The sequence below is a fragment of the Bacillus cereus group sp. BceL220 genome (assembly GCF_051776965.1).
Lineage (GTDB): Bacteria > Bacillota > Bacilli > Bacillales > Bacillaceae_G > Bacillus_A > Bacillus_A cereus.
The window spans coordinates 170,536-185,257 of the sequence record NZ_JBPWBC010000007.1; the positions used below are offsets into that span (position 1 = coordinate 170,536).

Sequence of the window (14,722 nt, forward strand, 5' to 3'; positions counted from 1 at the left end):
TTCATTTCAAAAAATGTATGACTGTTTCTGCAAACCTATCTGCTTCCTCATAATGAGGTGAATGACCGCTCTCTTCAAATACGATATACTTGCCGTTTCGGGCATCTTTATTAAATGTTTTAATTTGTTCTTCACACGTTACTACATCATGTTTTCCTACAATTAATAACATTTGATTCTGTACTTCTTTTATTTTATATAATAATGATTTATGACATGCACCCTCTAATTTTAATCTATCAAAATGAATTTGAGAGCGATTTGAAAATACTTCCCACTCTTCATCGCTATATAAACTATAGTCTGTTTCATCTTCCTTATAATTGTAAATCTCCATTCTTTTTTCTTCTAATTCAGCGCTTAATCTTATATAAGCTTCTAACAACTCTTCTGAACTAGCATAGCTAGATGAATAAGCAAGAGACTCTTCTGCTACTTCTTCTTTTCCATACTTTTTTAATAAATGCCCTGTCTTTTGCAACAAAGCTCTACTTGTTAATGCAAAATCAAAAGTTGGTCCTTCAAATATTATTTTCTCTATTGAACTTGGATATATCGACGCATAAAGCAATGCTACATATCCACCGAAAGAATGTCCAATTATAGACCACTTCTCAATTTGTAATACTTTTTTTAATTCCTCACAGTCTTCAATCAAATCATTTAATCCAAAAGCTTCGCCTTCAGTAATTTTTTCTGAACGACAAACACCTCTTTGATCTATCATAATTACATATAAAGAATCTTTTAAACGTTCCGCTTGGTGAAATGAAAAATCATAACAACTCTCTCCTGGACCACCATGCAAGTATAAGACTGGCTTATTTTTAGGATTTCCATGTGTTTCAACGTATAGCTTTTTCCCTCTAATATTCATATACTCTCCTGTTTCTATCAAATTCGCCATAAACATCACCATCTTCTTTTTTTACTGAATATTATAACATTCAATGTTAAATAATCCCTATTACATTTAAGAAGACGATAATTATTGCAAGTGGTGCTACAAATCGAAGTAAAAATGCCCAACAAGTAAATACTTTTTTTCCATAATTTCCACCTACAAAAAACTCTGCTTCTAGTACTTTCTTTTCCATCTTGAATGATACGAAAATACTAATAAATAGTGCTCCAAGTGGCATTAATATATTACTAGATAAGAAATCTACTGCATCAAAAATATTCTTTCCAAAAATCGTAATATCACTCCATACTCCAAATGATAACGCAGATGGTATACCTACTAAGAAAATACAGAAACCAATGATCCATGATAGTTTCGTTCTTCTTTCTTGTTCACCATTTGCTAATGCTGAAACAACAGTTTCTAGTAGAGAAAATGCCGATGTTAATGTCGCAAATGTAAATAGTGCAAGGAATACTGTTAAGAAAAATCCACCGAATGGGATTTGACTAAATACAGATGGTAATACGATAAATAGTAATCCAGGTCCTTCTGTCGGCTCCATTCCTAATGAAAATACGGCCGGAAAAATGGCAAGACCCGCAAATAAAGAAACAAATAAATTCAATCCAACAATTGTTATTGCTGATTTTGGTAAACTTTCTTTTTTATTTAAATAGGAACTATACGTAACCATAATTGAAATCCCGATACTAATTGCAAAGAATGATTGCCCCATTGCGAACAAAATACTTTCCGAAGTAATCTTTGAGAAATCTGGTTGTAAGAAAAACTTCACACCTTTCATTGCATCATCAAGTGTTAACGAACGAATAATAAGAGCGACAAATAAAACGAACAATGCTGGCAACATATATTTACTTGCTTTTTCAATTCCGTTTTGTACACCCTTTGATACAACCCATATCGTAATGAACATAAAAGCGAAATGTCCCATAATAGCCCAAGTGGGATTCCCAATTGTTTCAGTAAATAACGCACCGTAATTTTGTCCTGGAGTAATCAGTTGTCCAGTTATTCCTCTGAATAAATAAATTAATACCCATCCACCTACAACACTATAAAACGAAAGTAGTATAAAACACGTTCCAACGCCAAGGCGTCCGATCCAGTGCCATCCTGTATTTGGTGCGATGCTTTTAAATGCTCCAACTGCTTGTTTCTGCGTACTGCGTCCAATCATAAATTCAGCTATAAGTAGCGGTAGTCCAATTAAAACAGTAAATAATATAAAGATTAAAAAGAACGCTCCTCCCCCACTCTTCCCAGCGATATAAGGAAACTTCCATATCGCACCAAGTCCAATTGCTGATCCGGCTGCTGCCATTATAAAACCTAATTTCGAAGTCCATTGCTCCGTCTGTTTCATCTCATTTTCCTCCTAATTAAATCTTTTTATATAAATAAATAAATTTTATAGACCTATCCAAATAAACCCTCCATTTCTTCTTCCATATAATAAAAAAATGGCCTAGCATCTCTATTTAAAGAGACGCTAAGCCATTTACTTAACGCGGTACCACCCTTATTGATTCCATTATGAATCCACCTTAGTAGTAATCGTTTGATTACAAACCTAATATCGAAGGTTAACCGTTAAGATTTACTAAGAATGTGATTCCGTTCCACCTTACTGCTCCTAGGCGAGTTCAGGATGTCATTTGACTATGTCGCACCAACCCATAGCTCTCTGTACAAATACATGACCTTACTACTCCTATTCAACACATTTTAATATTTAGAATATATTTTCTTTTGAAATTAATATGAAGTATATCGGTTATATTTGTAACTGTCAAGGGATATATTATTTTTTTGTCGAAAAAGATTTCTCAAGACGTTAATATTGGTCTAATAGCTCTAACATGCCATTCACCAAAAAGTCATTTGGATCATGTGTAAATACTATAGATTGTTCAATCGCCTTCACATCTACTTCATATTTCTTTAGTTCTCGTTGTATTAATACTTTCGCCATATCGGACAATAGCGCTCGTAGTCCATCACGTACTTGTCCTTCCGTTAAAACGTACTTTACGATGACTTCAAAAAATAATACAACCCTTTATTTTTTCTTCCACTCTCGTTATACACTGTACAACGCCACTACAATCTATAAAAATTTAATACTTCGTGCACTTATAAAATTATAATGTGTCTACCTATTTCTATCCTAAAACGCAAAAAAGCACTTGTTTCCTTTAGTTGACAATCAAGTGCTTTAAGTTCAAATGTTTTTAAGTAACATGTATTTGTAAGTTTTGCAGTAAACAGTATGGCACCTTTTATATGCCGTGACAACTACTATGTAAAAACTTACGAGTTTGTACGATTTTGTTAGTTTAGTATACATACCGTGTGTTTATATTCATTGCCCAGTAAAATATCATCTCACCTAAGCTCGTACTTCGTTTTCTATTCTATCATTGCACATAATACTCTATGATGGTACAACCATCATAGAGTATGTATTTTCAAACACCCTATTATTTTTTCCTATCCACTTCACATATACTTTGTTTTTCATAGGTTATTATAGTTAAAGCTTATATCCATAAAAATATTTTTGTCCCTTTTCCCAGTTTTCACTTGAAAGTTCGTTTATATAGTCAATAAAATCTTTATAATTACTTGCACTAATAATAGTGTTGTAATCCGCAGGTACTCTTTCACCAGTCCAAATTGATAATAAAGATGGTATTAATTCCATTTTTAATTGCTCCTCATTATCAGCAGCAATCATAACCCGCTGAATCAATTTTTTAGCTAAGTCTTCAGGAAAAGCTAAATTCTGTTGAAAATAATAACTATTTGTATCCTTCTCCTGACAATACTTAAAATAAAAATTTCCAATTTCATCTATAGTTGCATCTTCACCAATTTGATCTTCAAAATTAATAAAGGAATCAATTGAATCTCTTATAATAGTAGGTGTATCACTGAATTCCTCCCACTCTTCAAGTAAAGCCAATAAATATGGAATTACCTCAAGAGAAAGTGAGGTTGTGGCTGCTGATGCAAAAGTGTCTACTGTTTCTTCAGTTACCTCACTAAGAAAACGGAGATTATTTGAATCCCTTAAGTCTTCATGTGTTGCGACAGATAAAAATACTCTAATACATAAATTCAGAACTGCTTCATCTTTAGTCTGATTCATTAATTGAACTAATAGTGGTTTTTGAGTAAAATCCCCCGTTTTAAATAATTCTATTAAGTTAAATAAAACTTCCGTTTCTGTTAAAGATTTTAAAATTTTTTCTTTTATTTCCGATTTAGCTAAAATTGTTTTTTCTCCAAACCATATACTATTCATAAGATTTCTCGTTTCTCCCATAAATGCACCTACTTTCATTAAATTATCTCTTTCCATTTTCTCGTTGCCATTTCAGAACTTTATTTTGAAAAACAGTAACCTCAGTATGTTGTGGATTATTACCAAATACAATAATCCCCTTTTCATTCTCATGTATTTTTAGTACCTTAGCATTTTCTTTACCATAACCCATTTCATGATAAAAATTCAAATTCAAATCATCAATTTGCTCTCGACGAATAGTCGATTCTCCTGTATTCTTTATATTTGAACTTACATTCTCTTCCCCAAAAGATAAACCTTGTACATGGTGACCTTTTTCAAGTTCCCCTCTTCTAACCAACGCTTGATAGTCTGCTCTTGTTTCCTTTAGTTCTTTACCCTTTACCCTTTACTAGGGTAGATTCATCAGGATTAGGATACCAATCAGGGTTAGTTTCGTGTAATTTTTTTGCCTCATCATAATAAGGTCCATAAACATCCTTACTCGAAGAATTATTACCCGTACCCTTATTTAAAACCAAAAGCGATAATTGGATTACCAATTATCGCTTACTAAGTCAAACCATTTGATGTACTATAAAGTAACACGTATTTTATTATCTATGATAGTTCTAAAATTGGTGTAATTTCTCATCATGTTATTACCATATGCACTAACTGCTTCATTACCATACACCATACTTTCATAGTTATCTTTAAATTCTTTTTTTATTGACTCTTCCAAACTGTCATAGTATCTTTTGATAGCTTCCTCTGCCAATTCACGTGACCCGTGCTTTAATATAAAATTAATATCTACCATATAACCCTTTTGAGGATAAAAACCCCTTTCAACAACCTCTTTTACAAAGTTGTTCAAATCATTCGTGCACCTTTCTACAATTGGCATAAATACACTATTTAACCAATTGGTGAATTCGTTAACTGTCCGCTCCCACTCTTCCTCATTTGCTATGTTCCAATATAACTGATTGCTTGGTACATTGCACTGACGTGTATTAATATGAAATATTTTATCTTTAGATTTTAAAGGAAGAATTGCGCATTCACCATAAAATACTACATTTTTATCAGATATATTATTCCAACTTGTATAAAAGAATACCTTATAAATGAAATTTTTATCTTTTTTACTCATCCAATGACCCGACTTAGAATATTTCCAACCATTATCTAAATACTTTTCAGATATTAGATTACATACGCGCTCAAATACTTTATTCGCTTTCATTTTACATCTCCAATTCAAACTACCTAAGATTCATATGTTTTAAACTCAATCCTCAAATCTTGAGTATTCTTCCTAAAAACCTCTAATAATTTATTACAATTTTCAGTCGGTTTATATTTAAATCTTAAATCAAATATAAAGCCATCTACTAACTTAGCATCCGGATATACACTATAGATTTGCCCACTTTCAATAAAAGATACATAGGCATTAATTTTATCTTGTAACAATGCTAAGTGCTGAAGTTCATTTTCCCAGTCTAAATGATCTGCAATCATTAATGCTAACTTATTTTCACCCATACTCTTGCCAATTCCATCTATCTTATTTTTGTTTAATATCGACACTTGTCTCTCACCTCATTTATTCATCAAAATAAGTTGTCCCCTCAGGACGAACAATTTGCAGTCGTGTTCCACTAGGCACTTCGTATCCCCCTGAAAAATCTCCCTTTCCTTCACCTACGACTGCCCCACCAGAATTCTTCAATTCAGGGAATCCCTTTTCTTGATTAGTAGTATATGGAGCAGTAGCGGAACTTTTATATTCTTGTATAATAACATTCCCATATTCATCAGATGCAATTGCGTCAACTCTCACCTTGGTCCCTTCATGCGTAACAATGGTTATTTCTCGTTGAGCATTTTCATACTGCTGTGAAAATAGATTAAAACTTTCATCAGAAAATTCTTGCCTCTGCTCTTTAAGTGATGCCCACTTTTCACTTGCTTCTTTCCACTCCAGTGGCTCTTTAGGCGCTTCACCATTGTTGTATTTCCTTTCACAATATACATCATACTTCGTTGGCAACTCAGCATTTTTAAACCTACCGGTATTATCAAGTAGATCAGAATTCCCTTTTCCAACTTTCCCCGTACCCTTTTAGTTGTGATCTCACGCTAATTTTTAATTAGGGATTTTTTCAATACACTTAACAAAAGAGACCTCAAATATGAGGTCTCTTTTGTTAAGTCTTCTTCATCTATAACTTCCTCTTTACTTATTCAATATCAGACAATCTCCCTTATTGAAATATAATAAAATCCTAATAAAAACGCGTTCTTCAAAAAGTTCTTTTTCTGCCCTTCGAATCTAGTAAAATGGCTATAAGATATTACAAATTTAAGCTACGCTTAACTTGCACTAATAAATCCATTAATCCATTTCTTTCTGGATTTTTTTCCACTTCTTTTTTCACATGTTCTTCCAAATAATTATAAAAAGTTTCAAAGTCCAAATACACTTGTTGTTCAGACTCAACAGCTGGAGAATCTAATTCAACCAACACATGCTTATCATCTAAAGGTATAGGTAGCTGTGACATATCAAATTCATCTAAATCCGACTGAAAATGAACAAATACTATTTCTTGTCCAAACCCCTCTTTTTTCACAAAAAAACTCAAAGCTCTTTCCAAGTACTTACCGTTTATAAAGTTAAAATATATTGACATTAATTCATCGTTTTTCTCTTTATCTTCAATAAATTCAAAATTACTATTCATTTTATCCTCCTATAAACATTGTATCTTATAATATCAGTCTAGAATTGGGAAAAAGTTAGTTATCTCTCCAGTATCATTTAAATAACCTCTGAACTTCAATCCATTTGAAGCAGTACCTTCAACAAGCCTACCATTTATTGTTCCCTTTTGCATTGCTTCTTTTCCCCACTGATATATCTTATCATCACTAATCATTGCTGGATCGTATATTGTTTTAGGCTCCTTAATATTTTTATACGAAACAGGTTCTGCAATATTTCCAGCCATATCTTTTCTAGGTATTTTGTATTCTATCTCATAAATCCCTTCAATTGAAGAATGTGATTTTTTAGATATAATTAAGTCTTCTACATCAACACCCTGATTTTTCAAAGCATTGTAAAATTCATCCATGTTATGCCCACCACTAACTCCTTTCTTAGTGCTTATATTCTCAACATTTTTCAAATGATTTTTAGCATTATCTCCAAATTTAAAGTTATTAGCTCCAACCGTACCCTTAACAACCTTACTCTCCATATACTGATAAGCCTCTTTCAGAGAATACTGTCCTCCTCCTGAGACCTTTCCTACTCCAGCTATGGCGAAGCCTTTTCCCTCGCCTGGGATCCATTTGTATTCCAGTAATTTTTTTACTGCGTGCTGGATCTTTTCATTCCCCTGCAAGAAAGTTGTTTTTACGGTTGTGGCACCTTTGTTCCATAGATTGCCGATTTTGTCGGCAAATCCTTTTGCTGTGGAGGCTACAAAGTTTACGCCTTCTTTTACTTTGTGGCTGGCTGTTTTTATACCATCGACAGCTGCTTTTCCAGCTTTTCCAGCCACCATTGATATTCCTTCGCCTAGCCCTTTTCCTGTTTTTACAATTGTCTTTCCGAAGCTAGAAGCGACATACTTTATTCCTTTTCCAGCAAGGCTCGCAACTTTCCTGACGGGAATAAAGTTTAAAAGGGTCCACCCTGCGGCGATGAGTCTTTCTTTTGTTGATAATTCTTCGCCTGTGATAGGGTCTTTACCAGTAACCGCTCGAATTGCATCATTAATTCCGATGAATTCAGCTGCTCCTTCTAATCTATTTTCTTATACTATTTGCTGAAACAACATATGTACTTATTATTTATTATACTATCCTCTCTTCTATCTTAAAATGCAAAAAGCACTTGTTGCCTCTCATAGACAATCAAGTGCTTTAAGTTCATATGTTTTTAAGTAGCATGAATTTGTAAGTTTTGCAGTAAAAAATGTGATACCTTTTGTATGTCATAAAAACTACTACTTTAAAACTTACGAATTTATACGAGTTCATTAGTTTCATATACAATCCATGTGTTTATATTCATCGCCTAGTAAAATGTCATCTCACCTAAGCTCGTACTTCGTTTTATATTCTCTCATTGCACACAGTACTCCATAATGGTACAACCATCATGAAGTACGTACTTTCTAACAGCCTATTCTTTTTCTTTTCACTGCAAATATACTTTATTTTTTACTCATCTACATATATGCTTAACCTCTTAAATTATTTATTATAAACTATTCATCCCACTCCTCATATACAACTGATCCTTTATAAATTAAAATTAAATTTCACTTCATCTATATCTCCATCGTACTCAAAATCATATAATCTAATAAAAGAATCATAGATTCTGCCAATTCTTCTCCATAGTGTTACAATAGGTATTATCTAAAATAAAAGAGACTACCTTTAAGTAATCTCTTGGTCTACAATGATTTATTCTTTCTATTTATTCAATCGGTCCCATAAACTGAGTAATTAAATAAATATGCTCAATCAATTTAACTTTTTGCAGATTCTCTACTTTTTCTGCCCCTCCTAATCCAAGAAGAGGAACATAACCAAAACACTCATTATAAGTTGGTATTCCGTAATTTTGGATAGCTACTGAATAAGGATTCCATTCCATGTCTTCTTCTAAATATTCTTCTTCCTCAAGAAACCTTAAAAATAGCTCAAATTTAGAAGCAATGACTTTTGATTTCCCTTTACGATAATTTAATTGAATAATATATGATTTATCACCATATTTCTCAAGCAAAAGGATATCCCCCATACTTGTTGTAAATAATGGTATTGTATTTTGGTGTCTAATATATGTTTCTTTGACAATTTCAAAATAATCTTCAGGATTAATTAACCTAAGAAATCCATTCAAGGTCGTTCCAAATCCATACTCTTTCCAAATATCAGTTAATGATTCAGGAAGTGTATTAGAATATTTTTCAATTATACTTTCAGGGACTTTTTGTTCCAGTTTAAATTCCTTCATTATTTTTAATTTATGCAATTTTTTTCCTCCTTTAATGTGTTAACTTGACATTCAAATAAGTATTTTTTAGTTGTTCTGATGTCATGTTTTTTGCTATTTCCTCGATTTGTTTATCAACAATTTTGATTCTAGTCCGCCATTGACTACCTATAGAGAAATTAACCCTCTTATCTCCCATCCCTCCTATTATTTCAGGTCTTCCACCCGCAACCTGATCTGGATTATGAAGTGCTGCTTGAGTTTTCATCCATTCATTCGCTTGCGTCTTTGCTTCTTTAAGTGTTAATCCTTGTTCAAATAACTCATCAATTTTATCTCTTAATGCTCTTTCTCTTGCTGCCTGCTGGTATGCATTTCCTTCTATTGCCCTACCTTTATCAATAAATCGATTTCGATTTTCCCGGTATTCATGTACGGTTAATTCATTCATACCTTTTTCTTGATCCTTTAACTGTCTTGCAAATTCTTCTGAATCGAATTTTGTTTTGTAGTTAAATTTCACTTCAATTTCTTTTATCCTAGGTATATCATCTAAATGCTTGACTTCACCCGTACCCTATGTTGTAATCTTAAACCCTCACAACAAAAAAACAAACCATGTAAACCTTATTAAACTACTTCTTTTTCTTCCACTACCGGCAACTCATAAGCTATTTTATATTTCATCATGCCATATACAATGTTTACAAGCCTTCTCATAATACATACCAATGCTTGTCCTTTTGTTTTTCCTTCTTTTAATTTCTTTTGGTAGTATGCATGAAACACTGGATTCCGTGGCTTCTTACTGCCTTTTGCTACTTGCACTTGCTGTACTGCTAAATTATAAAATAAAGCGTGTAGCGCCCTGTTTCCTTGTTTGCTTTTGTGTGTCTTACCTTTCCCACCAGAACCAAAGTAAACAGGCGCAATCCCCGCAAATCGTGCTAATTTGTTGGCATTTGGAAATCGCCTTACATCCCCAATTTCTGCAATTAATGCTGATGCCGTCACAAGTTCTATTCCCGGCATCGTTTCTAATTGATAAGCTAGTAGTTTTACTAGCTGTTTTAATTCTCTTTCGATGTATTTAATTTCTGTCTTTTTAAACTCAATATCCCGTACAATACTTCTTACTAAAAAGTCTCGTGTTTCTTGATATTCCTTCATTGTATGTCCATCTTCTTTTACAAGTTTTAATATTTCGCTTGCTTTCTTTACTGAACATGTATTGTTGCTAACATCTAATAAAAAAGCTGTTAATTGCTTTATATTTGCCCCCTCTAAACAAGAGGGTGACGGATATTGCTGCCAAAACGCTAATGCTGTTTTTCCATCTAACTCTGAGAAAAACTTTTTATAACTTGGATAATGGTGGTTTAATTGAATATGTAATTGGTTCTTTAATGCACTTTGTGCTTTTACTAATGCATTCCTTCTTGAAACCAATTGTTGTATCGACCAAAATAAATCTTTTGGCTTTGCATCTGGCAATTGATTAAATTTGTTTACCAATATGCGTGCTACACATTCCGCATCCCAACTATCACTTTTTTGTGTCGTCACATGGCTTTTTCGCTCTAAAAATGATAAAGCTGGATTTACTTCTTTCACTACTTGTTCATGATCTACTAAATATTTCGCTAACGCTCTTCCGTAACCACCAACATCTTTTAAACCAAATACAACTGATACCCCAGCACTCACATATGTCTCTACTTCTAATAAAAACTTCGAAAATGCAGATGGTTTATTCTCAAATTGTATTTCTCCTAGTTTCTCTTGCCAACAATTAATAATAACAGCCGTATGATGCTCCTTATGTAACTCTACTCCTACATACAAATAGTTCTGTCTATTATGCATAACTCATCCCTCTATTCAATGATTTAGTCATATATAAAAATGTCGGCAACCTTAGTTCGAGCGTTCATCTTCCGATGCGCATAGGTACGCAAGCCTATCCATTTTTCATAACTCTAGTAGTATGTATAGTAAAATGAGCTAATTTTTTAAGTGAATTTATAAAATAATTGCTGGATGTTTCCCAATTGTTTGTATTTGCCCGTATGTATATACCCCTCGATAAAAGTTCTCTCGGTCTAACATACGTTTCACTTGCACTTTCGTAAACAACTTTCCTTTCTCAGTACAATACCCTTCCCTATTTAGTCGTTCTGCCAATTGAGTCAGCGACCAATGTTTAAAAAAGTGTCTTAACTCAAATAGTCTACGTACAACCACTGCTTTCTCCGTATCTACTTCTAACACTTTTTGTCCTTTCTTTACTCTATAACCAAACATCACACCGCCCCCCGCATATCCACCTTGTTCTGCTTTCTGCTTTCTTCTTTCTACCTCGACTTAGCTTTAATGCAATCTCAAGACGTTGATATTGATCTAATAGCTCTAACATACCATTTACTAAAAAGTCATTTGGGTCATGCGTGTATATACTATAATTTGGTTGTTCAATTGCTTTCACATCTACCTCATATTTCTTTAGCTCTCGTTGTATTAACACTTTTGCCATGTCTGAGCGCCATAAACGAGATGTATTTAGTACAACAACTTGACTCACTTGTTGCTACGCCATATCCGACAATAGCTCTTCTAATCCCTCACGTTCAACTGTTAATCCATCTTCATCTACTTTCGCTCCGCTGATTCCTTAATCTTCGTATATGTGAAGCAGTTGTAGTTTATTTTCGATGCAGTACCCTTCAATTTCTTCTACTTGATACGTTAGGCTATACCCTTCACGCACTTGTCCTTCCGTTGAAACTCGTACATAACCAACTACTTTCTCTCCCATATTGAGCCCCTTCCCGTTACAGCAATTAAAGTCCCTGTAACGTTTACCCGTTTTTTGCGGATAACGTATGCATAACGTCCATCCGTTAAAACGTACTTTACGATGACTTCAAAAAATAACACAACCCTTTATTTTTTCCTCTACTATCGTCGTACACTGTACATAGCCATTACAATCTATAAAACAACAATAAAAATTTAACACTTAATGCACTTATAAAATTATAATGCTCTTTTAAATTTCTATGCTAAAACGCAAAAAAGCACTTATTGCCTTTAATTGACAATCAAGTGCTTTAAATTCATATGTTTTTAAGTAGCATAAATTTGTAAGTTTTGTAGTACAAGTATGACACCTTTTACATGTCGCAACAAGTGTTACGTTAAAACTTACGAGTTTGTACGAGTTCATTAGTTTAATATACATTCCATATGTCTATATTCATCGCCATGTAAAATGTCATCTCGCCTAAGCTCATACTTCCTTTTCTATTCTATCATTGCACATAGTACTCCATGATGGTACAACCATCATGGAGTACGTATTCTCAAACACCCTATTATTTTTTCTATCCACTTCACATGTACTTTATTTTCCATTCGTATATGTGCTAATGTATATTTAAACTTTAACACCACGAGCTTTTTTATTTTCTTATGTAAAGTATATATCAAGTAGTAAGTGTAGTTGCAATACTTATAAAGTCATTGTAACCAATCCCATGCACTTTTCTTTTTACTATAAGCTTTTGATTTTAACATAAAATTATAAAAACCTTGAGAGGCATATAGCCCATCAAGGTTTCAAATTAATATAAGATTAACGCTCTTCACTATTCAACAGTTTATTCAAATTTCAATCAAAAAATTACTATTGTAAGTAACTAGTAGAAGTAATATAATCAAAATCCTCAAAAGAGTTAACTAGGTTCTCGTACTCAAAATTGTAAATTAAAATAACAGCGTTATATAACTTATTTACGTTAACATATCCTCTAATTTTAGGTAGTATAATTTCCTCATATGAACACCCCTCTAATAAAGCAGAGATATTATCACTCTTTTCTTCTAATACCGCTTTTTCAATAAAATCCTCATCTGTTTCATCCATATCAATATTGAAATCTACAAAAAATTTAGAAGGTACAGACTCTCCGTCTTCATCGTATGTTAAATTGACGTATTTCTCTAACTGGTTTTGTGTTTTAATATTACCTAACCATATTGAAACCATTCCTTGCTTTTCCATAAATAACACACCCCTATTTTAATCTTAATCCTTCTGGCAATGATGAAATTCCACCCTCTAATCTATAGTAAGCCCAATTATTAAGTCTTCTAATAAATGTGTTATAGTCATTTGATGTATCAATAATTGCCAATAATTCATTATGTGCTTTTGTAGAACCTAATCCCCCATGAACGCCTTTAGGATTTACAAATTTAACATCAGATATTGCTGTTCTTAAATCTTTAATTTTTTCAGCACTTATATCCCAAAACTTGAATTGTGGAGCCCTCGATACTAAATGCCATTCATGTAAACCACCAGGTTCTCTAAGCTGACGTTCAATTTTCTTTCTAATCTTTTTATCTTTCCATAATCCATCCAATTCTGCACTAGAAAGAGAATTAAAGAAATCATTAAATTTGCCACTTTTTGCAGTCGGGATATCTTCTGTAGTTAATTTAGATATATTCTCTATCTTACTACCTTCACCCGTACCCTTAACAACCTTACTCTCCATATACTGATAAGCCTCTTTCAGAGAATACTGTCCTCCTGAGACATTTCCTACTCCAGCCATGGCGAAGCCTTTTCCCTCGCCTGGGATCCATTTGTATTCCAGTAATTTTTTTACTGCGTGCTGGATCTTTTCATTCCCCTGCAAGAAAGTTGTTTTTACGGTTGTGGCACCTTTGTTCCATAGATTGCCGATTTTGTCGGCAAATCCTTTTGCTGTGGAGGCTACAAAGTTTACACCCTCTTTTACTTTGTGGCTGGCTGTTTTTATGCCATCGACAGCTGCTTTTCCAGCTTTTCCAGCCACCATTGATATTCCTTCGCCTAGCCCTTTTCCTGCTTTTACAATCGTCTTCCCAAAGCTAGAAGCGACATACTTTATTCCTTTTCCAGCAAGACTTGCCACTTTTCCAACAGGAACAAAGTTTAGGAGCGTCCATCCTGCGGCGATGAGTCTTTCTTTTGATGATAATTCTTTTCCTGTAATAGGGTCTTTACCGGTAACTGCACGAATTGCATCATTTACTCCAATGAATTCAGCTGCTCCTTCTATTCCCTTTTCCCACCATGATTTTTCATGTTTCTTTTCTTTTTTATGGGTTTCTTTCAATTTTTCATTTTGTTTCTTTTGATATTCTTCATCTGCTTGACGAAACTTTTGAGCGATACGCCGTAATTCTTTTTCTGTAACTTGTAAGTTACGTATGTAAGATTCCATGAGTCTCATTGATCTCATATATTCCCCATAAAAATGCTGACTCGTTGCTCCTTGCCATTGCATTTGAATACTAAACATAGATTGATTGAGATTTTATTGTATGGTCTGGCTGTGTGTTTGCATCTCTGATATGTTTTTGGCAATTTGTTCGAGTTGTTCAGGTTTGACCTTAATTTCCAAACCTTCTCCCACCTTCC

The 14,722-nt window shown here is 33.4% G+C and carries 13 protein-coding genes, 4 pseudogenes and 1 other annotated feature; all 17 genes and pseudogenes read right to left on the reverse strand.

The window, feature by feature from the left end; translation table 11 throughout:
* Window position 1: 1 nt before the first annotated feature.
* The 17 genes and pseudogenes from ACS2FK_RS19475 to ACS2FK_RS19555 all read right to left on the reverse strand — a co-directional run bounded on the left by ACS2FK_RS19475 (window position 2) and on the right by ACS2FK_RS19555 (window position 14,705).
* Window positions 2-907 (reverse strand): alpha/beta fold hydrolase, encoded by a 906-nt coding sequence (locus ACS2FK_RS19475; protein ID WP_078993358.1) that lies wholly within the window; start codon window positions 905-907, stop codon window positions 2-4.
* Between the two features lie 46 nt (window positions 908-953).
* Entirely contained in the window at window positions 954-2,294 is a 1,341-nt protein-coding gene (locus ACS2FK_RS19480; RefSeq protein ID WP_023521821.1) for a sodium-dependent transporter, read from the reverse strand.
* Window positions 2,295-2,410: 116 nt separating this feature from the next.
* Window positions 2,411-2,659: a binding site (T-box leader), on the reverse strand.
* Window positions 2,660-2,768: 109 nt separating this feature from the next.
* Window positions 2,769-2,909: pseudogene (locus tag ACS2FK_RS19485) on the reverse strand (recombinase family protein); the annotation flags it as partial.
* 555 nt (window positions 2,910-3,464) lie between these two features.
* The gene (gene imm47, locus ACS2FK_RS19490; protein WP_043924651.1) at window positions 3,465-4,277 is read right to left on the reverse strand and encodes an Imm47 family immunity protein; all 813 of its coding nucleotides are present in this window, start codon (window positions 4,275-4,277) and stop codon (window positions 3,465-3,467) included.
* Window positions 4,278-4,281: 4 nt separating this feature from the next.
* On the reverse strand, window positions 4,282-4,581 hold the full coding sequence (locus tag ACS2FK_RS19495; RefSeq protein ID WP_043924650.1) for a hypothetical protein: 300 nt from the start codon (window positions 4,579-4,581) through the stop codon (window positions 4,282-4,284).
* 234 nt (window positions 4,582-4,815) lie between these two features.
* Complete coding sequence (locus ACS2FK_RS19500) at window positions 4,816-5,472, reverse strand: hypothetical protein (RefSeq protein ID WP_023521819.1); 657 nt, start codon at window positions 5,470-5,472, stop codon at window positions 4,816-4,818.
* Window positions 5,473-5,495: 23 nt separating this feature from the next.
* The gene (locus ACS2FK_RS19505) at window positions 5,496-5,819 is read right to left on the reverse strand and encodes a DUF6572 domain-containing protein (RefSeq protein WP_063547149.1); all 324 of its coding nucleotides are present in this window, start codon (window positions 5,817-5,819) and stop codon (window positions 5,496-5,498) included.
* Between the two features lie 16 nt (window positions 5,820-5,835).
* On the reverse strand, window positions 5,836-6,282 hold the full coding sequence (locus tag ACS2FK_RS19510; protein WP_023521818.1) for a hypothetical protein: 447 nt from the start codon (window positions 6,280-6,282) through the stop codon (window positions 5,836-5,838).
* 304 nt (window positions 6,283-6,586) lie between these two features.
* Window positions 6,587-6,976 (reverse strand): hypothetical protein, encoded by a 390-nt coding sequence (locus tag ACS2FK_RS19515; RefSeq protein WP_001087573.1) that lies wholly within the window; start codon window positions 6,974-6,976, stop codon window positions 6,587-6,589.
* Window positions 6,977-7,009: 33 nt separating this feature from the next.
* Complete coding sequence (locus tag ACS2FK_RS19520; RefSeq protein WP_043924782.1) at window positions 7,010-7,600, reverse strand: CdiA family toxin C-terminal domain-containing protein; 591 nt, start codon at window positions 7,598-7,600, stop codon at window positions 7,010-7,012.
* 330 nt (window positions 7,601-7,930) lie between these two features.
* Window positions 7,931-8,026: pseudogene (locus ACS2FK_RS19525) on the reverse strand (pre-toxin TG domain-containing protein); the annotation flags it as partial.
* Window positions 8,027-8,727: 701 nt separating this feature from the next.
* Complete coding sequence (locus ACS2FK_RS19530) at window positions 8,728-9,270, reverse strand: T6SS immunity protein Tdi1 domain-containing protein (RefSeq protein WP_029948785.1); 543 nt, start codon at window positions 9,268-9,270, stop codon at window positions 8,728-8,730.
* Window positions 9,271-9,301: 31 nt separating this feature from the next.
* Entirely contained in the window at window positions 9,302-9,772 is a 471-nt protein-coding gene (locus ACS2FK_RS19535; RefSeq protein ID WP_000671527.1) for a polymorphic toxin type 15 domain-containing protein, read from the reverse strand.
* Between the two features lie 107 nt (window positions 9,773-9,879).
* Complete coding sequence (locus ACS2FK_RS19540; RefSeq protein WP_063547148.1) at window positions 9,880-11,115, reverse strand: IS110 family transposase; 1,236 nt, start codon at window positions 11,113-11,115, stop codon at window positions 9,880-9,882.
* A gap of 156 nt (window positions 11,116-11,271) precedes the next feature.
* Window positions 11,272-12,064: pseudogene (locus ACS2FK_RS19545) on the reverse strand (recombinase family protein).
* A gap of 870 nt (window positions 12,065-12,934) precedes the next feature.
* A complete protein-coding gene (locus ACS2FK_RS19550) occupies window positions 12,935-13,312 on the reverse strand; it encodes an immunity 22 family protein (RefSeq protein ID WP_000414798.1) in 378 nt (125 codons plus the stop codon).
* A gap of 13 nt (window positions 13,313-13,325) precedes the next feature.
* Window positions 13,326-14,705 (reverse strand): annotated as a pseudogene (locus ACS2FK_RS19555) (WXG100 family type VII secretion target).
* Between the last annotated feature and the right edge of the window lie 17 nt (window positions 14,706-14,722).